20 protein-coding genes are annotated in these 26,170 nt (G+C 37.2%); 7 read left to right on the top strand and 13 right to left on the bottom strand.

The window, feature by feature from the left end:
• Positions 1–250: 250 nt before the first annotated feature.
• On the top strand, positions 251–601 hold the full coding sequence (locus tag KKW16_RS00250; protein WP_053087830.1) for a hypothetical protein: 351 nt from the start codon (positions 251–253) through the stop codon (positions 599–601).
• 172 nt (positions 602–773) lie between these two features.
• Here KKW16_RS00250 and sbcB read toward each other — a convergent pair whose 3' ends face one another.
• The 6 genes from sbcB to mukF form a co-directional block, all read right to left on the bottom strand.
• On the bottom strand, positions 774–2,195 hold the full coding sequence (gene sbcB / locus KKW16_RS00245) for an exodeoxyribonuclease I (RefSeq protein ID WP_048953194.1): 1,422 nt from the start codon (positions 2,193–2,195) through the stop codon (positions 774–776).
• Positions 2,196–2,207: 12 nt separating this feature from the next.
• Complete coding sequence (locus KKW16_RS00240) at positions 2,208–3,083, bottom strand: DMT family transporter (protein ID WP_048953193.1); 876 nt, start codon at positions 3,081–3,083, stop codon at positions 2,208–2,210.
• A gap of 3 nt (positions 3,084–3,086) precedes the next feature.
• Positions 3,087–3,995 (bottom strand): DUF5655 domain-containing protein, encoded by a 909-nt coding sequence (locus KKW16_RS00235; RefSeq protein ID WP_048953192.1) that lies wholly within the window; start codon positions 3,993–3,995, stop codon positions 3,087–3,089.
• Between the two features lie 78 nt (positions 3,996–4,073).
• Positions 4,074–8,606 carry a chromosome partition protein MukB gene (mukB, locus tag KKW16_RS00230; RefSeq protein WP_048953191.1) on the bottom strand — a complete coding sequence of 1,511 codons (4,533 nt, stop codon included), beginning with the start codon at positions 8,604–8,606 and terminating at the stop codon, positions 4,074–4,076.
• Positions 8,606–9,340, bottom strand: coding sequence for a chromosome partition protein MukE (gene mukE, locus KKW16_RS00225; RefSeq protein ID WP_048953190.1), 735 nt, complete (start codon positions 9,338–9,340; stop codon positions 8,606–8,608). Before mukE ends, mukB begins: the two co-directional genes overlap by 1 nt.
• Positions 9,341–9,599: 259 nt before the next feature.
• Positions 9,600–10,934, bottom strand: coding sequence for a chromosome partition protein MukF (gene mukF / locus KKW16_RS00220; RefSeq protein WP_048953189.1), 1,335 nt, complete (start codon positions 10,932–10,934; stop codon positions 9,600–9,602).
• Positions 10,935–11,304: 370 nt separating this feature from the next.
• Here mukF and KKW16_RS00215 point away from each other — a divergent pair, with 370 nt between their 5' ends.
• On the top strand, positions 11,305–11,862 hold the full coding sequence (locus KKW16_RS00215) for a YbhB/YbcL family Raf kinase inhibitor-like protein (protein WP_106014275.1): 558 nt from the start codon (positions 11,305–11,307) through the stop codon (positions 11,860–11,862).
• On the opposite strand, the gene KKW16_RS00210 is transcribed toward KKW16_RS00215, so the two are convergent.
• Positions 11,859–12,647, bottom strand: a complete 789-nt coding sequence (locus KKW16_RS00210; RefSeq protein ID WP_240610353.1) for an AraC family transcriptional regulator — start codon at positions 12,645–12,647, stop codon at positions 11,859–11,861. The genes KKW16_RS00215 and KKW16_RS00210 overlap by 4 nt on opposite strands.
• A gap of 446 nt (positions 12,648–13,093) precedes the next feature.
• On the opposite strand from KKW16_RS00210, the gene ttcA reads away from it, so the two are divergent.
• From ttcA to KKW16_RS00195, 3 genes are all read left to right on the top strand, one after another.
• A complete protein-coding gene (gene ttcA / locus KKW16_RS00205) occupies positions 13,094–14,035 on the top strand; it encodes a tRNA 2-thiocytidine(32) synthetase TtcA (RefSeq protein ID WP_111407424.1) in 942 nt (313 codons plus the stop codon).
• Between the two features lies 1 nt (position 14,036).
• Complete coding sequence (locus KKW16_RS00200; protein ID WP_111407425.1) at positions 14,037–14,366, top strand: TusE/DsrC/DsvC family sulfur relay protein; 330 nt, start codon at positions 14,037–14,039, stop codon at positions 14,364–14,366.
• Between the two features lie 107 nt (positions 14,367–14,473).
• The gene (locus KKW16_RS00195; RefSeq protein ID WP_005631673.1) at positions 14,474–14,683 is read left to right on the top strand and encodes a TOBE domain-containing protein; all 210 of its coding nucleotides are present in this window, start codon (positions 14,474–14,476) and stop codon (positions 14,681–14,683) included.
• Positions 14,684–14,776: 93 nt separating this feature from the next.
• On the opposite strand, the gene cdd is transcribed toward KKW16_RS00195, so the two are convergent.
• Positions 14,777–15,655 carry a cytidine deaminase gene (gene cdd / locus KKW16_RS00190; protein ID WP_111407426.1) on the bottom strand — a complete coding sequence of 293 codons (879 nt, stop codon included), beginning with the start codon at positions 15,653–15,655 and terminating at the stop codon, positions 14,777–14,779.
• A 273-nt stretch (positions 15,656–15,928) separates the two neighbouring features.
• Here cdd and KKW16_RS00185 point away from each other — a divergent pair, with 273 nt between their 5' ends.
• On the top strand, positions 15,929–16,411 hold the full coding sequence (locus KKW16_RS00185) for a Dps family protein (protein ID WP_111407427.1): 483 nt from the start codon (positions 15,929–15,931) through the stop codon (positions 16,409–16,411).
• A gap of 95 nt (positions 16,412–16,506) precedes the next feature.
• On the opposite strand, the gene topA is transcribed toward KKW16_RS00185, so the two are convergent.
• On the bottom strand, positions 16,507–19,113 hold the full coding sequence (gene topA / locus KKW16_RS00180) for a type I DNA topoisomerase (protein ID WP_111407428.1): 2,607 nt from the start codon (positions 19,111–19,113) through the stop codon (positions 16,507–16,509).
• 95 nt (positions 19,114–19,208) lie between these two features.
• On the opposite strand from topA, the gene KKW16_RS00175 reads away from it, so the two are divergent.
• The gene (locus KKW16_RS00175; protein ID WP_111407429.1) at positions 19,209–20,102 is read left to right on the top strand and encodes a LysR family transcriptional regulator; all 894 of its coding nucleotides are present in this window, start codon (positions 19,209–19,211) and stop codon (positions 20,100–20,102) included.
• A gap of 38 nt (positions 20,103–20,140) precedes the next feature.
• On the opposite strand, the gene KKW16_RS00170 is transcribed toward KKW16_RS00175, so the two are convergent.
• The 4 genes from KKW16_RS00170 to nusA form a co-directional block, all read right to left on the bottom strand.
• On the bottom strand, positions 20,141–20,965 hold the full coding sequence (locus KKW16_RS00170) for a PHP domain-containing protein (protein WP_111407430.1): 825 nt from the start codon (positions 20,963–20,965) through the stop codon (positions 20,141–20,143).
• Positions 20,965–21,984: a quinone-dependent dihydroorotate dehydrogenase gene (pyrD, locus tag KKW16_RS00165; RefSeq protein WP_111407431.1), complete on the bottom strand. Its 1,020-nt coding sequence runs from the start codon at positions 21,982–21,984 to the stop codon at positions 20,965–20,967. Before pyrD ends, KKW16_RS00170 begins: the two co-directional genes overlap by 1 nt.
• Positions 21,985–22,125: 141 nt before the next feature.
• A complete protein-coding gene (infB, locus tag KKW16_RS00160; RefSeq protein WP_111407432.1) occupies positions 22,126–24,660 on the bottom strand; it encodes a translation initiation factor IF-2 in 2,535 nt (844 codons plus the stop codon).
• Between the two features lie 11 nt (positions 24,661–24,671).
• The gene (nusA, locus tag KKW16_RS00155; RefSeq protein WP_111407433.1) at positions 24,672–26,159 is read right to left on the bottom strand and encodes a transcription termination factor NusA; all 1,488 of its coding nucleotides are present in this window, start codon (positions 26,157–26,159) and stop codon (positions 24,672–24,674) included.
• Positions 26,160–26,170: the final 11 nt, after the last annotated feature.

Raw genomic sequence — 26,170 nt, 5'->3', positions numbered from 1 at the left:
TATCAGGTTAGCGGAAACTACGGATTAAATAAATCACACAGTTATACACAAGTCACAGGTACTAGCAAAACAAGACAAAATAAGGCTGGATAACACGTTGTAACGTGCTATTTTATCGTTTTATTGAATGGTTAGGTTAAAATGTCAATGAAATGTAAAGATTATCTATGTTCAAGGCTGAGCTTGCAACTTGATAGAAAAACCTACATTTATATATAATTCCAACTTAGTTAGATAGAAAGGAGTCAGCATGACTGATAATAAAAATGAAATTATTAAATGCCCATTCTGTTTTACAGAGTCAGAAAGAGGTATTAAGGTTTGCAGAGGTTGCCAAGCTACCGTTAAGTATGGTGAAAGTTTAATGCCTTATTTCATCATCTCATTAATTATCAGCGTTATAGGTGCTTATTTCACCTTACGTTTCTTGGGTGAACATATTTTTACGTCTATACAAAATCTAAGTGGATCTGCAGGCTTTAGCCTTTTTGGCATTCTTGCATTTATTCTGTTTATTTTATCTATGTACATTTTGCTTATTTATGTCAGAAGCCCTGATGCAAGAAAAAAAGTGATGTTCTATAGAAAAATGCCTAAATAAAATATGTATTCGAGCGTTTCGCATTAAGTCCTGTAAGTAGTTAACTATCGCTTTGTTATTTACAGGGGCGAATTTAATGTGGTGATTTTTTGGATAATTCTTCCCAGAAAAAAACAAAAAAGCACGTTTTTATTAAAACGTGCTCTTCTAAAAAAATGTGACAACGTATCGACTAACCTAGTAGTTTTATACCATATTCATATACTTGTTGTAGCAAAGATAGTTTTTCAGGGTTATCTGAATGTTCCTCAGCTAAACGTTGTAAACTTGATTCAAAATCTACCGCTCTTTTTTCAAGTTTATTCTGTCGGTATTTTTGCCATTTAATTTGTTCAGCGCGTGTGAGGGTTTTATAAAAATGGCGCGCTCGATAATGGAATAATAATTCAGGGATACGTTTATCTTCAAAAGCTAAACCATGTTCAGCTAATTTTTCTGCAGGTAAACTACGTAAAATAGACATATTATTTTTATCAGCATTGCTGAAAAAGCCATTGTATAATTCAGTTTCTACATTATCATTCGATTCAAATTGACGTTCTTCATTAAAAATATCTGCCACTTTTTCACGAATATCAAAAGATGCTCGTAATTTTGCAAGATTATCCAAGCATAATTGTCGATCAATGCCCAAGCGATTTGCTGTTTCTGGTAACAAGGTTTTGGCTGGCGCCAAAATAGGACATTTATTGATATGCACAAGCTTTAATGGAACAGATGAAACTCCCCTTTCTTCTAATTCCGATTTTTTGGTATATAAATCTGTCCGCAATTCATCCGCACTTTTGGCTAATAAATTATCGATATTGCCAGTTAAATCACAAACAATGAGTGCGTTTTGATTTGTCGGATGCCAAGCTAAAGGTGCAACCCAAGTGCAATTTCCACGATAATTCCCTAACATACCAGAAACATGGACTAAAGGCGCCATTGCGCCTGTATCAACCAATTTTTCGATTTCTTTTTTACCTCGGTTTTCAAAGAAATATTGAAATAATTTAGGCTGTTTTTCTTTAATTAATTTCGCCATAGCAATAGTTGCATATACATCCGCCATTGCATCGTGAGCATTTTCATGTTCAATACCATTTGCTTTAGTGAGTTTTTCTAAGCGGAAACTTGGCATTCCATCATCGTCATAAGCCCAATTAATCCCTTCTGGACGCAAGGCATAACAAGCTCGCACTAAATCTAACAAATCCCAGCGTGAATTCCCGTTTTTCCAGCTGTATTCGTAAGGATCAATAAAATTACGATAAAATGTATAACGCGTCATTTCATCATCGTATCGAATATTGTTATAGCCCATGACACAAGTATTTGGTTGAGAAAATTCGGCTAAAATATTTGCGGCAAATTCAGGCTCAGAAAGCCCCTTTTCATTACATTCTTGCGGTGTAATTCCTGTCACCATTACCGCTTCAGGAGCCGGTAAATAATCGTTGGTTTGTTTACAATAAAACATTATTGGTTCACCAATGATATTAAAATCAGCATCAGTACGGATACCCGCAAATTGCGCAGGGCGATCTGTTGCTGGATTTACACCAAAACTTTCATAATCGTAAATAAAAAAGCTGAAATCTTTTGCCATGACTACTCTCTTTTACGCGATAAATTTATCTAAATAATATAGGCAGAAAATAGCCGATAAACTAAAAATAATACCAATCCAATTTAGCTTACTGATTTTTTCTTTAAAAACTAATGCGCCAGTTATCGTACCTAGGCAAATTACGCCAATATTCATTCCTGCGAAAACAAGCGTTGGATTTCCAGCAAAACTTTGATGTGCTTTTATGTAGAATAAAATATTAAAGAAATTCAATACACCTAAAACGATGCCGCCAATTACACTTGATGTTGTCCATTGGGTTCGTTTTAAGAATAAATAAATAAAAATAATGCAAGCTGCAAGCGAGAAAGAAATAAACAATGTTGCAGGAAATGCACCGCCGGTTTTCGCCACTTGCTTAAATAAAATATCAATGATGCCGTAACCAAACCATACACCGATTAATCCTAAAACACTTTTAAAATTGACCGCACTTTGCCCTTGATTTGGCTTAGTTAATAAACAAAATAAACCAATAAAGGCTAATACAACGCCAATGATTTTAGATTGGCTTAGTGTTTCATTAAAAATTAAAAACGCTGATAAAATAGGAAGAAATAACGAAAGACGTTGTGCTGCGTCAGAACGTACAATTCCAGCAAACTCCACCGCTTTTGACATAATAATAAACACGCTAGGTAACAATAAACCTAGCACTAAAAAAATGGGTGAGTTTTCGCTTTGTACAATGTAATCAGTAAATGCTAAGCCTTTAAAATCAGGTTTGAGTAAGAAATAACTGAAAGTGATGGCTGTAATGTAGTTGAATGCGATAGCTTGTTCAATAATGATATTTTTTTTACGGGCTATTTTCAGTAAAACTGAAACAGCTACGCTGCAGAGAATGGCAAGAATAAGATTGTGCATTTATTAATCCTTAATAGCTTGTTTAATTAAACTCATAATGTATTCAAGATATTGGGTGCTTTCAATGGTGATTTCATAATCGCCATTCCCCCAGTGACCAGTATTAGATACATTTTTTGCTAAATTTTTAGGATCATCTAACTCTCCATAAGGAAGATTAATCCAAATTTTTAAATTCTTTTGTTGGATACGAATATCTGCAATATTTCGATCTTTTTTGAATGCAATGTAAAGTTTTCTGGTATTAATTTCGATATCAGGATCTAAATTTAAAATGCCTTGTTTAAAATCTTCGTATAGTTCTTGAATAAAATCTGATTTATCACTTAAGTGATCAGATTCTTGATAAACTTTTATTTCTTTTAATGTAGAAAATTCTTCATTTTTTTCAATAGAAACAGCTTTAATATTCGGTGCTGATTTTGATTTATTAATAATATTGAGCGTAATAATATCATTATCAAAGCGATTAACTTCCCATAATTCAATAGGTAAATCTTTAAAATTCGTGGCTTGAATTTGGAAATCATTAAAAGCAGGTGAAACAAAAATCACCTTAGATTGTGACCAATCCACATCATTTCTTTTAAGTGGGAATTTTTGCTTTTCATTATATTCCACAATAAAATCAGCTTTGTATTCAAGCATCAAATTAAGATAAGAAATCCCTTGATCAACCACACTAGAATTTTGTTGTCTTTTATATTCAATAATGACAAAGGCTTGAGTCTCAGGATCAAAAGCTAAGGTATCAATACGTGAATTTTTAATAGAAAATTCCGAGCGAATAAAAATATAGCCACTTAATAAGGTAAGATTTTCTTCAAATAAACGCTGAATATCCTTTTCCAGCTTAAATTTTTGCTGCTTCAGCTGTGATAATTGTCCTTTTTTTGATGTAAAGATTTTCATTATTCCTTCCTTAAAGGCTTAAGTGCGGTAAAAAACACCGAAGTTTTCAACCGCACTTCTCTGCTCCTATTTATATTCTTATTCTGTCGCACCAAATCCGCGTAAACCAACAACGTGTACGTGCTCTTGGTTGCCTGCGATTTTACGCACGAGTTTATAAGTTGTCCCTTTTTCTGGGCTAATGTTTTCTGGTGCCGCAATAAGTAACTGCATATCTAAACGTTCGCAAAGTTCGAATAAGGTAGAAATAGATTTACCGTCTAAACGTGCTGCTTCATCTAAGAACAACAAACGACAAGGCACAATATCTTTACCACGAATTCGACGGCTTTCTTCTTCCCAGCTTTGAACAACCATTAAGAGAATTGACATACCTGTACCAATAGCTTCACCTGTTGATAATGCACCACTTTCAGCACGTAACCAACCATCAGCACCACGGAATACTTCTACTTCAAGTTCAAGATAATTACGGTAATCTAACAATTCTTCACCAATTGTTTGCGCTGTGCGTTGCCCCATATCAATATGTGGATTGATGCGTTGATAGAGCTTCGCCATAGCTTCAGAGAAGGTGATGCGGTTATCGTTGAATAAATCTTGATATTCATCTTGCTGACCAGAAAGCGAATCCAACAACATGGCATGGGTATCACGAATATTCACTACCAAACGAACAGATTTCACCTGACCAAACGCAATGTTTTGTAAGCCTTGGTTGAGCATACGAATACGATTTTGTTCACGCTGAATCGTTTTACGCATAATATTTGCAACACTTTCAGAACTGATAGCCAATTTTTTCTCACGGCCAGTTAATTCAGCCGTTAAACGAGAAAGCTCAATCTCCATTTGTTCAATGGCATCAATCGGATCATCCGTTTTAATGATGTCTTGGCGAATACGTTCACGTAAATGCTGATACACCGCAATAAAGAACCGCACTTTATTTTCAGGTTTGCGACTATCTTCAGACACTCTTAGGCTATCACGTAGATATTCATTATCCGCCACCGCTGTACGCAACGCACCTAATGCTTTATCCGACATTGAACGTAACTCATCTGCAGATAAATAAGCAAGTTCTCGGCGATTGAGGCGTTTTTCCATATCAGAGTTACGTGATAAACGTAAAACCACACACCAACTCACTTTCGCTGCCACAACTAATTCACGTTGAGTTTTATAATCACGTTCGGTTTTGCGGATTAGACGATTTAAGTTGTCAGCTTCGCTTTCAATTAATGTCAGTTGTTTTTCTACATAAGAACGACGCTGACGGCTCGTTGAAAGTTGTTGATGTAATTCATCACGACGGATACGAGCACGTTCTTCAGCACCATCATCAGCTCTCACGCCAAGATCGCTAATTTCACCAATCAACTCATTTAAGAGCTGATATTTACTATCGTAAGAACTTTGTAACTGAATCAATACGCGATTATATTCGGCAAATTGACTTTGTTTTTGACGAACTTGCTCACGTTGCGTATCTCGCTGAGCCTGCATTTGTTCTAAACGTTGGCGAAGTTTTTCGTTGAGTTCAGAAGTTTCAGCCTGCCCTGCATCTTCATAACCAAAATGCTGTTTACGTTGTACAACATCAGCTAACGCAAATACACGTTGTTGAACTTGTTTTTGACGCTCAATCGCTTGAGTTAATTCATTTTTTAAGCCTTCGTAATTTTCTGGATCACTTTGTAAACTATTTGCAATCGGCTCTAATTGTGACAACGTTACGCCATACTGACGAATAAAATATTCATCTTGCTCTGCAATATCTAATTGCTCGCGACATTCTTCAATACGATCAATTAAATCTTCATCAGCCAATACATTTAATTGTGGAATTAACTTATTGAGTAACTGTAGTTTTTCTTTTGCATTATCTAATTGAATGCGTAATTGTTGTTCGCCGCTATTAAATTGGTTTAATTCACGATCAATTTCATTGCGTTCGCGATTAATCTCAGACATTAACTCTTCTGGATTTGGCTGGAATGCCAGCGCCAAATGCAACCCAACAAATTGGCTGAAATGTTCGTGTAAACGTTGGCATTTTTGTACATCAAATGCAATTTGGGCATGTTGTTCTGCCACTTCATCACGTTCAATTTGTAATTCTTCTAAACGTTTTTCACGTGCTGCACGCCCGAATAATGGGATTTCAGGGAATCTTGAATAGCGTAATTCACGATCTGAAACTTGCACGACAACACCTAGCTCAAGTTCTTGTGCGGATAATACGCTGTCGTCAAATGCGGTAGGATCGCCTTCAATTAAATACAAATCATCAGGGCAATCTTCTAATTGCGCAAGTTGTTCACGCACAGCATTGAGATCACGCACAACAATAGCATGACGTGCAGGCCCGTAAAGTGCGGAGAAATAAGGCGCATCTTCAATGGTTACATCATCGTAAAGCTCTGAAAGCAACACCCCACCAAAACGTTCTGCCAACATATTTAAACGAGGATCTTCTGAACCATCTGGCTGACTTAAACGAGAAATTTGTTTATCTAATTGCAAACGTTTTTGTTCAAGTTGATCACGCTGCATCGTGAGTTCACGCTCTTTCACAAGTTGTGATTGCATAAAATTCATCACATCTTGGCTATGTTCAAACGTCTCGCCACTTTGTTGTTCCAAACGTTCTAATGCAGCTTGAGCTGTCAGCCATGCTGGGGCTTTACGCGCATTTTCATCATAAAGTGCGGTTAAATTTTCACGTTTTTGACGAAGCGCAGAACGATTTTCCACTTGTTCTGAAAGTTCAGCAGAAATATCTTCAATTAACGATTCTTGCTCTGCGTGATAATCCTCTAATTCTTCTGCCGTTCGTAAACTTAAATTAGCACGTTGATTAAAATCATTAAGTAATTTGACCGCACTTTGTTGTTGAGCATAACGTTGCTCAAGTTCATGTAATTTTGTACGAAGTTGTGGCGTTTGTTGTGCCTGCAATTTTTGGCTTGGATATTCACGTAATAATTCTTTGGCACTTTCCCACGCCGCAGAACGAGGCATTTCACCCGCAATTTTGCATACTAATTGGTACGCTTTATCAAACTGAGATTTTGCTGCTTCAGAAATAGACATTTTGTGCTCGAGTTCAAGCACGGTTTCCGTCAAACTTTCAGCATGTGCTTCAAATTCTTCGTGATAATCTTCTACATTTTTAACACTTAAATCAGCTAAACCGCATAATGTTTTCGCTTTTTCAAGAGCTGCAATGGCTTGTTGATATTGAAGTGCGCGAGTTTGTTGGGCATCTAATGCTTGTTGATAGTCTGCTAATTGAGCTCGTACCGCATCAATTTCAATTTCGGTTTGTTCAAATTGGGCTTGGCTTTCTTCTAACGCATCATTCGCATCTTCAACCACCATTTTTTGTTCTTCTAAACGCTCGGTGAGTTCTGCAATATCTTCTTGATAACGCGTGATTTTTTCTTGGTGACGCAAAGCATTTAACACTAAGTTAAGATGATCAACCGCACTTTGATGATCAACTTCTAAAGTACGTTCATTTTCTGCCAATTCAGCCGCTTCTCGACTTAAATCAACTAAACGATGTTGAGATAAATTCTGCTCTGCTTTTGCTTTATACCACTCACGACGAGATTCTAATGCAGCCTCAATATTGCCACGGCGTTCATTCGCATTACGCATATAATCCGAAGCAACATAATTAGTGGTTTCAGTAATTAAATGTTTGAATAAATCGCGATCTGATTGCGTGACCTTAATAGCCTCTAAAGTCATACGGTTCTCACGCAATGCACTTTCCATATCTTGGAAAGCTTTGCGCACACCTAAATTTTCTGGCAATAAATAGTCACGTAAAGAGCGTGTGATTGCACTGGAAATACCACCGTATAAAGACGCTTCGATAAGTTTATAGAATTTACTGCGGTCTGATGCTGAACGTAAACGTTTCGGAATAATACCTAAATCAAACATCATGCCGTGATAATCGGTGATGGAATGATATTGTTTGAATTGCGCACCAATATTTTCAATTTTATCTTTGAGTTCGTTTAAATTGAGTACACGAGCTTGACGTTCGCCCACTGTTTCAGTGAAAAGTGCGGTCGGATTTTGAGATAATTCAACACCCTGGATTGAGAACGTTTTTAAATCAACCTTTTTATCACGACCTGCAATTTGCTGCAGACGCACACCGACAAGAATACGTTGATGACGTGAGTTAATGGTGTCTAATACCGCGTAACAAACACCTGGACGCAATTTACCATGTAAACCTTTATCGCGAGAACCGCCTGTGGAGCCAGCTTCAGTTGTGTTTCGGAAATGTAAAAGGGTTAAATCTGGAATTAATGCGGTAACAAACCCAGCCATTGTAGTTGATTTACCTGCACCGTTCCCCCCAGAAAGCGTGGTAACTAATTCGTCTAAATCGAAAGTACGAGCAAAAAAACCATTCCAGTTAATTAAGGTTAAAGAACGGAATTTACCGCGCTCTACACCATTATTTGGTGTCATGCTAAAAGGCATTGGCGTTTCAACGATTTCTTCGACGTGTTCATTTTCCATAATGACTTCATCGCTCTCTAATTCGATTTCATTTTCTAATTCAAAAACATCAGACATTATTCTTGTTCTCCGTCAAATTCTTCGTCAATTTCATCCGCACTTTCCGCATCGTTTTCCACTAATTGCGCTTGTTTTTCCAACGCTAAGGATTCTGGTGTTGCCGCTTCCCCATCACGAATGAGTCGAGCTTGGGCTTCTAATGGATCATCTCCGCTACGTACTTCCGCACCAAAACGAAATACAGATTCAGAAATTGTAAATTTCCCACTATTTTGTTCACCAACAGTTTGAATCATACCTAAACGACGTAAACGACCAATTGCCGCCCGCACTTTTTCTGCCAATTTTTGTTTATCTAAGTCAGAACCACTTGAACGCTGATTAACTGCTTTTAATAATTTTCCTTCATCAGCAAGATTTAATAATTCATCATACACTTCTTGCGTGCTAAAAATGCCCTGTTGAGCTAAACGTTCTGGGCTTAAATAAAGATAACAAAGCACTTTACCAACAAGCATTTCCAACTCAGAAAGTACTGAACGCGCAATTAATGTCGTTGCTTTCGGACGGAGATAGAAAAATCCTTCTGGCGCACGAATTAGTTCCACGTTATAGCGACGATAAAATCCGTCTAATTCATTTTGGAAATCCATTAAAAATGCGTGATTATCTAAATGCTCCGTGCTGATATGGCGACCTGAGCGCAATAGACTATCTACCGCTGGAAATATTGGATTTGCAATCGCCACAGCGAGTTTTGGGGAAATTACATCTTGAAGGTTGTCTGTCATAGGTTATTTCTCTATTAAAACTTTATTCAGTTACTTTCTTCGTTAATCATTATTGCCAAATCTCCCCTAGCCCCTCTTTGCTAAAGAGGGGGATATTCTTTAACAAATCAATTCTTGCAGATTCTTTCAGCATTTTCTAACACAATGAAATAATCTCAATATCGATTATTTCATTATTATTCCCCTATTTAGCAAAGAGGGATTGGGGAGATCTAACAGAAGTAATTCCGTCGAAATTAGCTTTTAAATTATCTTAAAATCAATACTTATCAATCACATGCGCTTGCACTTCTGCACCACGTTCATTAATTGCTTGCCAATCTGGATAAATACCCGATAAATCATCATTTGCCATACCAAGGCGTACTGCTTGATCAACAATGATTCTAGCCACATCAAAATGACGAGAAAGTGGATAATTTTCCAGTTGTTTTTTTAACACTAAACTCAAATCAATCGGACGGTTATTTTCACGATAAGCAATCAGTAAGCCTTGCATATGCTCTACAATTTGATCATGTAAATCAGAAAGGGATTCGTATTGCAATTCTTCTGGTAATTCACCTAAAGCATCATCTTCACGCAACACCATTTCTTCATCGCGTAGATCAACTAAACGCTCAGCTTGCGCTGTCCATAAGAACCAAGGATGCTCAAAATAATGATGAATAGAATTACGTAAACGTTGTGAGAATACACGATTTTTATCCATATCAATGGCTGTACGAATAAATTTATGCACATGGCGGTCATAACCAATCCATAAGTCTATGGCTTGTTGTCCCCAGCTAATAATTCGGTCAAGTTTAGATTGTAAATCTGTAATTAATTGATCAATAAAATACAAATCATCACGCCCAATCACACAATCTTGAATACGCAATAATTGTGCCTGAAGCTTATCCCCAGCTGCATTTAACGTATCTTGCAATTCGCGCAAATTCCCTGATGTTTCATCTAATAAACGTTCACAGCTTGAAATTGCCGCTTGCCAATCTTTAGTAAGAAGCTCTGCAATTTCATCTTTAATACTTTGCTGGTTTTCATCCATAATACGTTGTGAAAGGTCGATGCTATCAAAAATCTCTGCAACGGAATATTTTAATGGTGCAAACACATTACGACGCCAATAATGTTCACTTTCATTATTCTCCACGCCTTCTTCTGCCGAGTCAGAAGCACGTTGAATTTCATCTGCCACTATGGAAAGTTGTACAGAAAGACGCAATGCAGAAAATTCACGCTGACGAATGTAATAATCAGACACACCAACACCTAATGGCGTTAAACGATAAATCGCCAAGCCCTCAGTAAATTCGCTACTAAAACGATTTAACAAACGTTGTTTCACTAATTCATTAATTGCATTATTCGCTCGTGTTGCAATGGCATCCGTGGATTGCTCAAAAGCATTCATCGTGTGGCGGAAAATATCCACAAGATCGGCTTCTAACATTTCGCCATCTAAACGTTCGTTGTTATAAATTGCAATCGCTAGCAGGAAAACCAAGCGTTCGGTAGGTAAATTCAAAGAAAACTCGCGATCTTTTGCCCAAGAGACGAGTTCTGGAATAGTTTGGGATGTTTCAATCATTGAATTGCAAAGCGTTAAAATTGAACAAAAAATTGGAAAGATTATACAGGATTTTTTGCGGATCTTAAAAATCTTCTTTTGAATTGACCGCACTTTTCCTATTTCTAACGCAGGAGAAACACAAATATTACCTATTTTATTAAAAAATAAAGATATTTATAGGTTTCTAAAAATATAATACTTTAGATAATTAATTTCAGGAGATTTCTGCTGTGAAAAGTGGTAGTTGGTAAAATAAAAGAAAGAATTTAATTTTTCAAAAAATTTTCAAAAAATACTAGAAATAAAAAACATTTGAGCGTTTTTGCACAATTTTAGTTAATAAGATTTCCTATACTGATACCTCATGTACATCAAAAAAGGAAAAATCATGAAAAAAATGATCTCAACAGTATTTTGTTCGCTTATTGCTGGTACATCTTGTGCCAACTCATCAGTTTTTAGCATTAATGTGCCAGATTTACCTAAACACGGATTTCACGCTAAAAACTTATTAAGTGCCGATTATGGTTTTGGTTGCAATGGAGGAAATCTGTCACCAGCGATTTCTTGGGCAAATGCCCCGAAAGGGACGAAAAGTTTTGTGGTGACGATCTATGATAAAGATGCACCAACAGGCATTGGCTGGATGCATTGGATAGTTGTAAATATTCCTGCAAAAACGACCGCTCTTCCTGAAGGCATTAAAGCTGATGGTAATAATTTACCACAAGGTGCGCTACAAACCCGCACTGATTTTGGCGTGCCAGGCTTTGGCGGAGCTTGTCCACCCGAAGGACAAAAACATCGCTACGAAATCAAAGTTACAGCGGTAAGTGTAGAAACCCTGCCAAATGTGACTGCAGATACAATGCCTGCTGTAGTCGGCTATTTTACTAAAGCTAATGCCCTTGCCGAAGCTTCTATTATTGTAGAACATAGTCGTTAAACAGCACTAGATTGCCGAACCTCTAACGGAGAACACCCAAAATATTGTTTAAACTTCACGGAAAAACGTGAATGACTTTCATAGCCAACTTCATAGGCGATTTGTGAAATTGGGCGTTGAGTGAGTTGTAACAAATTCAACGCTCGCATCATTCGAACTGTGGTTAATACTTCCCGAAACGATGTTTTTTCTGCGGCGAGGTGACGGCGCAATGTAGCTTCACTGGTATTTAACGATTTTGCAATATCACCAATTTTCCAGTGATACTCAAAATTTTCTGAAATTTTCTTACTAATTTGACATTTTAAAGAAGGTGTAGAAAAGGGATTAAAGATACCCCCCTGTTCAGACAACCAAGCCAGCAATTCCCACAAGCGAATTTCTACAATACGATCAGGAATTTCATCACTGGAAAGCGCTTTTGAAACAATCGAAAAAGCTTGCTGTATAAAAGGATGTGCAGGCAAGTGAAACAGGCTGTCAAAGGTTTTTGGATCCGAAAGCAGCCCAAAAAATCTCTCAACCACTGCATTATCAATAGATAACCAATCCACTTGATATACACCTATTTCATCAGGTTCATTAATCACATCAAAGCGTTGATTTCCTGCCAACATTATCATTTCACCAGCTTGGATAATTTTCTCTCCATTTATCCAACGCAAAATTTTCCTACCACGCCTAACCCAAATAACGGTAGGTTGCGTAAAATAGGATTTATCTAGTTTCAATTTATGTCGTTGTATAATGGTGTTTTTTTCAGCAAGATTAGGACGAATGGGCATAAAAATTCCTTGTAAAAGTGCGGTTATTTTAAGTAATTTTTTATGAATGTTCTATATTAGGCTAAACACTCTCCCAATTTTTAAATGAAGGATCATTTAGAATTAATCTGCTACCTATAGCTATTTTCAACGTACAAATAAATACTCGCTAGACAGATAAAAGTATCATTCAGTTATGTAATCATAATAGACGGAGAAGATTACAGAGAATCTAACTAGTTTATAGTTTAGGATTGTAGTAGATAGCTAGTACAAACCCTTAACTTATTGTTTTAAAATGGAAATTATAGATTTTATTTCACTATGATTAAAATGCCATTATTATCAGATTAGATCTGTTCATCTACAGTTAAGAAGATATTACTCCTAAATTTTAGGAAAATGCGATCTTGCTCTAATTTTTCACGTATAATGTGCGCCTTTCATGAATAACTAAAGATAATAGAATGAGCGAATTAACCCAGTTAGCCCAACAAGAAAAAAAACAAACCTATAATTTCAATAAATTACAAAAACGTCTTCGCCGCAACGTAGGTAATGCTATTGCAGATTTTGGAATGATCGAAGATGGCGATAAAGTCATGGTGTGTTTGTCCGGAGGAAAAGACAGTTATACGCTTCTCGATATTTTGTTGAATTTACGGCAAAGTGCGCCGATTAAATTTGATATTGTTGCGGTAAACCTTGATCAAAAACAACCGGGGTTTCCAGAACATGTATTGCCTGAATATTTAGAAAGCATTGGCGTAGATTACAAAATCGTACAAGAAAATACTTACGGAATTGTGAAAGAAAAAATTCCAGAAGGAAAAACCACTTGTTCACTCTGCTCTCGCCTACGTCGTGGAATTTTATACCGTACTGCCACAGAACTTGGTGCAACCAAAATTGCTTTAGGACACCACCGAGACGATATGTTAGCGACACTATTTTTAAATATGTTTTATGGCGGCAAAATGAAATCCATGCCACCTAAATTGATTTCTGACGATGGCAAACAAATTGTGATTCGTCCGCTTGCTTACTGCAAAGAAAAAGACATTGAAAAATATGCTATCGCGAAGGAATTTCCGATTATTCCTTGTAACCTATGTGGCTCACAACCAAATCTTCAACGCCAAGTGGTAAAAGAAATGCTTAATACTTGGGATCGCCAATATCCGGGACGCTTAGAAACTATGTTCAGCGCAATGCAAAACATTACATTGTCACATATGTGTGATCCAAAATTATTTGATTTCAAAGGAATCAAACATGGCCAACTAATTGATGGCATTGAAGGCGATACCGCATTTGATGAAGAACGAATCACGCCAATGCAATTTGAGGATGAAGATCAAACAGATTTTTCAAACAACGAAATGATTAACTTTAAAGAAGTAAATTAATATGTTGAATATCAATGGAATAGAAGTTAAAACTGATAAAGATGGTTATTTGCTTAATAGCCAACAATGGAACGAAGATGTCGCTCGTTCTATTGCGCAGTTAGAAAATATTGAATTAACAGATGCCCATTGGGAAGTGATTTACTTTGTACGAGACTTTTATCAAGAATATAACACCTCCCCAGCCATCCGTATGTTGGTAAAAGCAATGGCAGAAAAGCTTGGGGCAGATAAAGGTAATAGCCGTTATTTGCAACGCTTATTTCCTGAAGGCCCCGCAAAACAAGCTACAAAACTAGCAGGCTTGCCGAAACCTGCAAAATGCCTATAAAAGTGCGGTCAATTTTTTGAGAGTTTTAAACTCTAGGTTTATTTACGACTGGCTTTTTGTAAGATAATATATAGGCTCTTTCAAACCCCAACTAACAAGGAAATGTTATGAAAATTAGTGCAAGAAACCAATTAAAAGGTAAAGTTGTTTCAATCGAAAACGGTTCAGTAAACGCGATCGTTCACATTGATATCGGTGGCGGTAACGTACTTTCTTCTACTGTATCTTTAGCAGCAGTTAAAGAATTAAACTTAGAAGTTGGTAAAGAAGCGTACGCAATCATCAAAGCAACTTCTGTAATGGTTGGTGTGGAATAATTTCTTCCATAAAGATAGAACTTAATAAGCCGTACTTTTAAAGTGCGGCTTTTTCATATATTTATAATAATGACAAGATAGTTCTTTAAATTTCTATAATGCGATATATTCTAATTTAATTGCTGACAGCCCCAATAATAAAGATTCTGCCATGACTCGATGACTTAGTGTAAGTGCTTTTTCAACCATCACAACCCTTTCAATTTCACTTAATTTTTTATCATTTAAATAAGCAAAATTAAGCGCAGTTTGCAAAGCGGGTAAACTTGGGTTAAATGCAGCATTTTCCGCATAGCGTCCAGTTACGATATCTCCATCTTTAAATAAAATCGCAATACCGTGTGGACTATGCGAATAAGGACAATGGGATTGGTTAGCGGCTAAAATTGCATGATTTATAAGCGGATCTTGGGAGTCTGCTGCTAAATGATGCTCTTCTTTCGCTAAAAGATGTGTTTCGATATCTAAATCTTTAGGACCAAATGCATCAGGTAAATAAGTATGCAATAAATTATTTTGGCTATGTGGTAAGTGAATTGATAGTTTATCAGCGCTATCTAATTCATTCATAAATTGGCGGCAATGACCACAAGGCGTATAATTCACCACTATATCCGTAATTCGGCTTTCATTACGTAACCAGGCATGACTAATCGCACTTTGCTCCGCATGAATAGTTTGTTGAATCGCTTTTCCTGCAAATTCTTGATTGGCACCAAAATAAAAATCTCCTCGTTCACCAATCGCTATTGCACCAACATTAAAATGAGAAACTGCTGTATGGCTATAACAGGCCGCAATTGGTAATAAATGTATCGCAAGTTTTAATGGTGTTAATTCAAAATCACGACAAAGTTGTAACACTTGTGAGTGGCTTAAAAAGCCTGCCCAATGTTGTAAACGAAGTGCTTCTACAATCGCTTGATTCATTATATTTTCTTGTGGTAATGCATTTTTTATAAGTTCTTGCATAAATTATCCTTTTTAAAACATCGAAAATACATGTTACTTATTAGAACAAAATTTATTACTTACTGCGAGTGTCTCACTAAATATTCCTTAAAACTGTGATCTGGATCACTTAATTTGATAGATTTAAATTATTACATTTTATTAACATATAGCTAATAACTATCAATTTTATTGAATAGAACAATTTCACAGTATATTTTAGGGACGTATAATGACTCTCAACAAAGGGAGAGCATTAGCTCAAATTATTAACATTGATAGAAGGAAAATACTATGTCAAAAACATCAATAGGCTTAGATAAAGTTCAATCAGCTGAATTAGCAAATAAACTAAATGAATTACTTGCCACCTATCAAGTTTTCTACACAAATGTACGTGGCTACCACTGGAATATTAAAGGTGTAAATTTCTTCGAATTACATGCAAAATTTGAAGAAATTTATACCGATTTAATCACCAAAGTTGATGAAGTTGCAGAACGTATTCTTACATTAGGCTATGTACCGAATAATGCTTATAGCCAGTATTTAGAAATTTCACGCATTAAAGAAGATATCGCTGTAAGCGGTGCACAAGAATGTTTATCAGGTACATTACAAGGCCTAAAAACACTACTAGAACAACAACGTGAAATTCTTACTCTAGCAGGTGAAGCAGATGATGAAGGTACCGCTTCACAAATGAGTGATTACATTAAAGAACAAGAAAAATTAGTGTGGATGTTCCAAGCAGCTTGTCAAACCTGTCATGCTTAATTTATAAAGTTCTATCGAATAAGCCCGCCATTGCGGGCTTTTATTTTTTCTTCTTTATATACTAAAAAGTGCGGTGATTTACCGCACTTTTCTTCTTATTTTTTTCGTTCAACCCATTTTCCATTGGTGAAATCAACAATCCATTTCGTCGCTTTCCCATCTTTTTCAGAAGTCACATATTGTTTCTTCTCTTTACGACTAAAACGAACAATCGCTTCATTCCCTTCTGGGTCTTTTTGTGGGGCATCTGCTAAATAAGCTAATTTTTCAGGTAAACGCTCGCGATATTGCACTAGTTCAGCGATTTTAACTGGGCGTGTTTCGCGTGATTTCGGGAAGTTATGCGCTGACATAAATACACCACTCGCACCATCACGCAATACAAAATATGCATCAGATTTTTCGCATTTTAACTCAGGGAAATGTACTGGCTCTTCTTTTGGTGGGGCGACTTCGCCATTTTTCAAAATTTTGCGCGTGTTATCGCAATTTGTACATCCCATATACTTGCCAAAACGACCAAGTTTTAAATGCATATCCGCACCGCATTTATCACACTCAACAACAGGGCCATCATAGCCTTTAATTTTGAATGAACCTTCTTCAATCAAATATCCATCACAATTTGGATTATTACCACAAATATGGATCTTACGATGGGCATCGATTATATAGCTGTCCATTGCCGTTCCACATTTTGTACAACGTTTACGATCCATTAATGCTTTGGTTTCTGAAGATTCATCTAAAACATTCAATAATTCTGCTTCAGGAATTAAATTAATCGTCGTTTTGCACCGCTCTTTTGGCGGCAATGCATAACCCGTGCACCCTAAAAATACCCCTGTACTTGCCGTACGAATTGCCATTTTTCTACCACAGGTTGGGCATTTAATATCGGTTTCCACAAGGCTATTGGGGCGCATGCCGCCTTCAAGTTCATCCAATTCAGCTTTAGAAAGCTGGTTAGAAAAATCCTTAAAGAATTGATTCAATTCAGTTTTCCAATTCACTGAACCGGAGGCAATTTTATCTAAGGTATCTTCCATATTCGCGGTGAAATCGTAATTCATTAATTCACCAAAAGACTCATTGAGGCGATCAGTCACAATTTCGCCCATCTTTTCTGCATAGAAACGACGATTTTCAGTACGAACATAGCCACGTTCTTGGATAGTAGAAATAATTGCCGCATAAGTAGAAGGTCGGCCAATACCACGTTTTTCCAATTCTTTTACTAAAGCCGCTTCAGTAAAACGAGCTGGTGGTTTAGTAAAGTGTTGAGTGGGTTGGACTTCTTTTAAAGCAAGTTTTTCTGAAACAGTAACTAAAGGTAATTCTTGATCTTCAGGATTTTTGCCTATCTGTGGTAATACTTTTGTCCAACCATCAAAACGTAAAATTCTGCCTTTTGCTTTTAAGGTATAATCGCCAGCAGAAACAGTCAATGTACTACTATCATATTGTGCTGGCGGCATTTGACATGCTAAGAATTGACGCCAAATTAAATCATAAAGGCGTACCGCATCTTTTTCCATTCCCTCTAAAGATTCAGGCAATGCTCGAATGTCTGATGGACGAATAGCCTCATGCGCCTCTTGCGCATTTTCCTTACTAGAATAGAAATTTGGTTTTTCTGGTAAATATTGTGCACCAAAATGATTTTCAATATAGCTACGTGCCATATTAAGCGCATCTTGACTCAAATTGGTTGAATCCGTACGCATATAAGTAATGTAACCCGCTTCATATAAACGTTGGGCTAACATCATTGTCTTCTTAACACCAAATCCCAAGCGAGTACTTGCAGTTTGTTGAAGTGTTGACGTAATAAATGGCGCACGAGGACGAGAACTTGTCGGCTTAGTTTCCAAATCTGTGACAACGTAATCTGAAACATTAAGAAAATCTACCGCACTTTGTGCTTCTTTTTGATTTTTTGGATCAAATTTTTTACCTTTATAATCCGTGACATCTAAGCGTATAGCTTGTTTATTCTGATTATTCGTAAGGACGGCAACTTCCCAATATTCTTCAGGCTGGAAGGCTTTAATTTCACGCTCGCGTTCTACTAATAATTTAACCGCAACCGATTGAACTCGACCAGCAGAAAGCCCGCGCGCGACTTTTTTCCAAAGTAATGGCGACACCATAAAGCCCACTACTCTATCTAAAAAGCGACGAGTTTGTTGTGCATTAACGCGATCCATATTTAATTGTTCAGGCTTTTCAAAAGCCTGTTTAATGGCATTTTTAGTGATTTCGTTAAACACTACTCGGCTAAAGCGCTCATCATCGCCACCAATCACCTCGCGTAAATGCCATGCAATCGCTTCCCCTTCTCTATCCAAGTCGGTTGCGAGATAAATATGATCTGCTTTTTTAGCAAGCGATTTTAATTCGGAAACCACTTTTTCTTTACCAGGCAAAATCTGATAATTTGCTTTCCAATCGTGATAAGGATCAATTCCCATACGTTTAACTAAGGCATTACGTTCCTTTTCAGCCTTAATTTTTGCTTTTTCTTCGGCATCCATACCTTTGGTTGAAATTGGTTTAGCTTTTTCACCTGTACTAGAACCAACCGTCGGCAAATCACGAATATGTCCAACACTCGATTTCACCACATATTGGCTACCTAAATATTTATTAATGGTCTTTGCTTTTGCCGGCGACTCCACAATCACCAAGGATTTACTCATTTGATTACCTAATATCACTAGAATTTTGTAAAATTGGGGGTATAGTGCAAAGTTATGTAGGCAAAATCAAGCATTTTTTCAAAAAAGGTCTATAAATGGATAAACTCAACGCGATTTCTATTTTCTGCAAAGTCATTGAAACCCAAAGTTTTACATTGGCGGCAAAGCAACAAAATATTTCTGTGGCGATGGCAAGCAAATTAGTTTCACAGTTAGAAGAACATTTAAAAACACGATTGTTACAACGTACTACCAGAAAAATTATGCCTACTGAAGCGGGAATGATGTATTACCAACTCTGCCAAGGAATTTTACTTGATTTAGATGAGGCTGATTCTAGCATCACCCACCTTACCAGTTCATTACAAGGAAATTTACTCATTTCTGTTCCTCGGGATTTTGGTTTACTTTTCATCGTACCGAACTTACCGCAATTTATTGCTGAACATCCTAATCTACATGTTGAAATTGAGTTTAATGACAAAAAAATTGACCTTGTGGCAGAAGGCTATGATCTTGCATTACATATCGGCCATATGGCGGACAGTTCTCTTGTATCACGAAAAATCAGCACAAATACGCTACACTTTGTGGCATCACCAAACTATCTTGAAGCGAATGGTATTCCACAAACACCTGATGATTTGGAACATCACAATGGCTTACTTTATAAAAATGTAATGAATCAAGTGAATTGGGTTGGCTCACGCATAAATCAAACACAACGTTTCAAAATCCGACCCAAAGTGGTAAGCAATAGTGGTTTAGCCTTATTAGAAATGGCAAAAGCAGGACTAGGCATTGTGAATTTACCTAGATTTATTATTGGTCAATCTCTCGAAAAAGGTGAATTGATTGAAATATTACCAGAATATAAACAACAAAGATTAGAAATTCATGTGGTCTATCCGAACAGAAGACATTTACCGATAAAAGTGCGGGCATTTATTGAATTTTTATCTGGATTAGGTTTGTGTAATGAGATCTAATTAAATATATAGTAGGCAAATATTACTTGTCCTACGTACTAAAATAACGTCCAAACTGGGGTGACTTCATCCATTAAGGTTAAATTTTTTCCTAATTCAATCCATCCGCAAGGAAAATGAAAATCAGACCCTACTGAACCAACGAATTTAAATTCACCTGCTAATCGTGTAAGCATTTGACGCTGATCCTTTGTTGTACCGCAATCTGCCATTTCCATACCATCACCACCCCAGGTTTTAAAATCGGCCATTAACTTACGTACCCATTTCCCTGTCATATTATAGCGTAATGGATGGGCAATAACGGCGATGCCACCTGCCGCATGAATAGCTTCAATTGCAGTGGGAATATCAGTCCATTGTGATTTAACAAAAGCAGATTGTCCCTGTCCTAAATAACGCTTAAAGGCTTGTCCATCATTTGATACTTTACCAATATGTACTAAATAGCGTGCATAATGTGCGCGTGTGACCTCTCCATTGGCGAATAATTTTGCACCGTTATAAGCATTCGGTATACCTACCTTTTCTAATTTTGTACCAATTTCAATTGCCCTTTTAGCACGTAGTATTTTTTGACTTTCCAAAAGTGCGGTAATTTTTGGATGCATTTTATTAAAATTTAACCCAACGATATGAATTCCGCGCCCCTCCCAGTTGGTTGAAATCTCAACGCCTGTAATTAGCTTGATCCCTATTTCTTTTGCCGCTAATTGTGCCTCATCAATACCATCAACTGTATCATGATCGCATAATGCTAGTACATTTACGCCTTGTTCATGAGCACGTAGAACTACTTCACGAGGTGAAAGTACACCATCAGATGCCGTACTATGGCAATGTAAATCAAATATTTTTGTCATTATTTTATGTTTCTTATTAATTCCGCAACCAATTTAGGACCATGATAAATTAGCCCCGAATAAATCTGCAGTAATGTTGCCCCAACGTTCATTTTAGCTTGTGCATCTGATACGCTATCAATACCACCACAACCAATAATAGGGATACGCCCTTGTAATTCTTCATGTAATCGTTTGATAATAGCTGTACTTTTATATTGTAAGGGTTTTCCGCTTAATCCACCTTCTTGTTCTGAATATTTTAATCCAGTGACATTGTCACGGGAAGTGGTCGTATTTGTGGCAATCACCCCATCGATTTTATGACGGATTAACCCATCTGCAATTTGGACAAGTTCAGCATCACTCAAATCTGGTGCAATTTTCACTACAACAGGTACGTACTTATTATATTGTTTAGCTAAGACTGATTGGCGAGATTTAATCTCTTTTAATAAATCATCAAAATAATCACCATATTGTAATTGACGTAAATCTGGCGTATTAGGTGATGAAATATTCACTGTAATATAACCTGCATAATTATAAGCTTTATTTAAACAGAAAATATAATCGTCCTTGCCTCTTTCCAATGGGGTCCATTTATTTTTGCCAATATTAATGCCTATTACTCCCTTATAATGGGTGCTTTTTACATTTTCAATCAGATAATCAATACCTTTATTATTAAATCCATTATGGTTAATGATACCCTCAGCTTCTATTAAACGAAATTGACGAGGCTTTGCGTTACCATCCTGAGCAAATGGTGTTACCGTACCAACTTCAATAAACCCCAGCCCCAGCATGCCGAAACCATCAATTGCCTCACCATTTTTATCCGCTCCTGCCGCCAAACCAATAAGATTAGAAAAATTTATTCCCATTACTGTTTTAGATAAACCTTTCGGCGTATCAATGAGTGATTTAAAAAGTGGATAAAATAATGGATGAGCAGTCATTTTTAAACACTGAAGCGTAAAATCATGGGCTTTTTCAGCATCCATTTGGAAAATGGCATATCGAAATAATTTATACATACGCGTTTATCTCTCAGGATAGTTTACTGTAATAAAGAAAGGAGGATTTTTATACTTAATCAAGTGTATTTTAAGGTTAAGGATAATAATCTGCAAATAAAAAGGGCATATCTCACTATGCCCTACATAAATTATCTAGTATTAGATTGAACGTTTAACTTCAACCACTTCAAACACCTCGATTTGGTCGCCGACTTTCACGTCGTTGTAGTTTTTCACGCCGATACCACATTCCATACCGTTACGAACTTCAGATACGTCGTCTTTGAAACGGCGAAGAGACTCTAATTCCCCTTCAAAGATAACGACGTTGTCACGTAATACACGGATTGGGTTGTTACGTTTCACTATACCTTCGGTCACCATACAACCTGCGATTGCACCAAATTTCGGATGACGGAATACATCACGAACTTCAGCTAAACCAATAATTTCTTGTTTAAATTCAGGCTCTAACATACCACTCATTGCTGCTTTAATTTCATTCAACAATTCATAGATGATTGAGTAGTAGCGTAAATCAATGTTTTCAGCTTCAATGACACGACGCGCAGATGCATCAGCACGAACGTTAAAGCCAACAATAATGGCATTAGATGCTGCCGCTAAAGTTGCATCAGTTTCAGTAATACCACCTACACCAGAGCCAACCACTTTAACTTTTACTTCATTGGTAGAAAGTTCATTTAACGCTTGAACAATCGCCTCTACAGAGCCTTGTACGTCCGCTTTCACAATGACGTTCAATTCAGCCACATCGCCTTCAGACATATTGCTAAACATATTTTCAAGTTTCGCTTTTTGCTGACGAGCTAATTTCACTTCACGGAATTTACCTTGACGATATAACGCCACTTCACGTGCTTTTTTCTCATCACGTACAACGGTTGCTTCATCACCCGCTGCTGGCACACCTGAAAGACCTAATAATTCAACTGGAATTGAAGGACCTGCTTCATCAACTTCTTTTCCGTTTTCATCACGCATTGCGCGCACACGGCCGTATTCAAAACCACAAAGTACGATGTCACCTTTATGTAATGTACCTGATTGAACCAAGATAGTTGCCACAGGGCCACGACCTTTATCCAAGTAAGATTCAATGACTACACCACTTGCCATGCCGTCTTTTACAGCGGTCAATTCAAGTACTTCAGATTGAAGTAGGATTGCATCTAATAACTCATCAACTCCTGTACCTTTCTTCGCAGATACTGGAACGAATTGCACATCACCACCGAATTTTTCAGAAATTACATCATGTTGTAATAATTCTTGCTCAACACGGTCTGGATTGGCTTCTGGTTTATCGATTTTATTTACTGCAACCACTAAAGGCGCGCCCGCTGCTTTTGCGTGTTGAATCGCTTCAATAGTTTGAGGCATCACACCATCATCAGCAGCAACAACAAGAACAACAATATCTGTTGCTTTTGCACCACGCGCACGCATAGATGTAAATGCAGCGTGTCCTGGAGTATCCAAGAAGGTGATCATTTTGCCATCATCCATTTCTACGTGATACGCACCGATATGTTGGGTAATACCACCCGCTTCGCCTGCTGCCACTTTCGCTTTACGAATATAGTCAAGTAAAGAAGTTTTACCATGGTCAACGTGACCCATGATGGTTACAACTGGCGCACGCGTTACTTTTTCTGCGTTTACATCGCGATCGCCTAATACCGCTTCTTCAAGCTCATTTTCATTACGAAGAATCACTTTATGGCCAAGTTCTTCCGCTACTAATTGAGCGGTTTCTTGATCGATAACTTGGTTGATAGTAACCATTTCGCCCATCTTCATCATTGTTTTAATGATTTCAGTTGCTTTTACAGCCATCTTGTTCGCTAATTCAGCAACAGTAATGGTTTCACCAATGACAACATCCGCTTTTACAGCTTGAACTGGTTTAGTAAAGGCTTGTTGAAGTGCGGCACCTTTTTTGCCGTTTTTACCTTTACCAAACTTAGCGTCTTTTTGATTTTTACGATTAGATTCGCGCTCGTTTTTCGAGTTTTTGCTATTTTCATCGTCGCGACCGCCTTTTTTCGCTTTCGCTACTTTATTTTTGCCACGGCCACGATTTTCGTTACGACGATCTTCTTCATCTTCTGCTTCAAGTGCATATCTTGAACTTAAGTTGTAATCAGAATAGTCTTCTGAAGAAGATTCATTGTCTGAATCATCTGCTTCAGCATAACGTTTTGCTTCCTCTGCTGCACGGAGAGCTTGTTCTTCAGCTTTTTGACGAGCTAATTCTTCAGCTTTACGACGAAGTTCAGCTTCTTCTGCTTTACGTTTCTCTTTTTCAGGATCAACAGATTTAGCTTTAGAATCTACCGCACTTTTTGCTGGCTTAGCTATTTCTGCTTTCGCTTTTTCAGCTTTTGCTTTTTCATCAGCTTCTTTCTTAGCTGCTGCTTTTTCAGCTTCTAAACGAGCTTTTTCTTCTGCCGCTTTTTGTTCAGCAATTTTTTTCGCTTCCGCTTCTTGCTGTGCTTTTAATTTTGCTTCTTCTTGTTGAGCAATATCAGTTTTTACTGTGCGTTTTTTACGTACTTCTACTTGCACTTCTTTGCTTTTACCACCAGTTGTGGTGCTGCTCACTGTTGTTTTTGTTCTGCGTTGAATGCTTAATTTTTTTGGCGCATCAGCCTTAACATCTTCAGTCATTACTACTCTCCTTATTCTTCGCCAAACCAACAGATATTACGTGCAGCCATAATTAAATCTGCTGCCTGTTCTGCTGTTAATTCTTCAATATCTGCTAAATCATCTACACCCTGTTCGGCGAGTTCTTCGAGAGTAGTAATTTCTTTTTCAGCTAATTTAAATGCCACATGGCGATTCATGCCATCTAAATTCAATAAGCGCTCTTCAATATTCGCTTTTTTCAATGCTTCTTCTTCAGCTACTACTGCGGCTGTAATCGCATTTTTAGCACGAGTTTGAAGTTCTTCTACAAGATCCTCATCTTCTAAACCATCAATTGCAGTCAATTCATTCATTGGCACATAAGCAATTTCTTCTAAACTTGTGAAGCCTTCTTCTACAAGGATTTGTGCAAATTCTTCATCAAGTTCTAATGAGTTAATAAATAAGTTTAACACTTTGTTATCTTCTGCTTGATGTTTTGCATTTAAATCATCAGTAGTCATTACGTTTAGTGTCCAACCTGTTAACTGTGTTGCTAAACGCACATTTTGACCATTACGACCAATTGCTTGCGCAAGGTTAGCTGCTTCAACTGCAATATCCATAGAATGATTATCTTCATCAACGATGATAGAAGATACATCAGCCGGAGCCATTGCATTGATCACGAATTGTGCCGGATTATCATCCCAAAGCACGATATCAACGCGCTCACCACCAAGTTCATTAGTAATGGCTTGAACACGCGCACCACGCATACCCACACAAGCACCAACTGGGTCAATACGTTTATCGTTTGATTTCACTGCAATTTTAGCTCGAGAACCAGGATCACGAGCCGCACCACGAATTTCAATCATTTCCTCGCCAATTTCAGGCACTTCAATACGGAATAATTCGATCAACATTTCTGGTTTAGAACGCGTCACAAATAATTGTGCATTTTTGCCTTCAGGGTTCACTTTATAAAGCACACCACGTACGCGGTCACCCGGACGGAAATTTTCACGAGGAAGCATATCTTCACGGGCAATAATGGCTTCTGCTTTATTTCCTAAATCTAGGATAATATTATCACGAGTAACTTTTTTCACCGTACCCGTTACAATTTTACCTTCTTCTGAACGGAATTGTTCAACCACTTTCTCACGCTCTGCTTCACGAATTTTAGTACTAATGACCTGACGTGCTGTTTGCATTGCAATACGATCAAATTCGATAGATTCGATTTGATCTTCTACATAATCGCCAATTTGAAGATTTGGATCTTCAAATTGTGCCGCTTCCAAAGTGATTTCTTTCGTTGGCACTTTGACTTCATCAACAATTAACCAACGACGGAAAGTATCAAAATCACCTGTTTTTGGGTTTATTGACACTCGGATATCAATTTCGTATTCATATTTTTTCTTGGTAGAGAGCGCAATAGCACTTTCTAACGCTTCAAAGATTTTCTCACGTGGTAATAACTTTTCATTAGATACGGCTTCTGCCGCCAGTAAAATCTCTTTACTCATTTTTCTTTTAC

Origin of the sequence: Haemophilus sp. SZY H8 (assembly GCF_018829755.1) — a bacterium.
Classification (GTDB): Bacteria; Pseudomonadota; Gammaproteobacteria; order Enterobacterales; family Pasteurellaceae; genus Haemophilus; species Haemophilus haemolyticus_K.
This window is presented reverse-complemented; position numbering and strand designations above follow the sequence as displayed.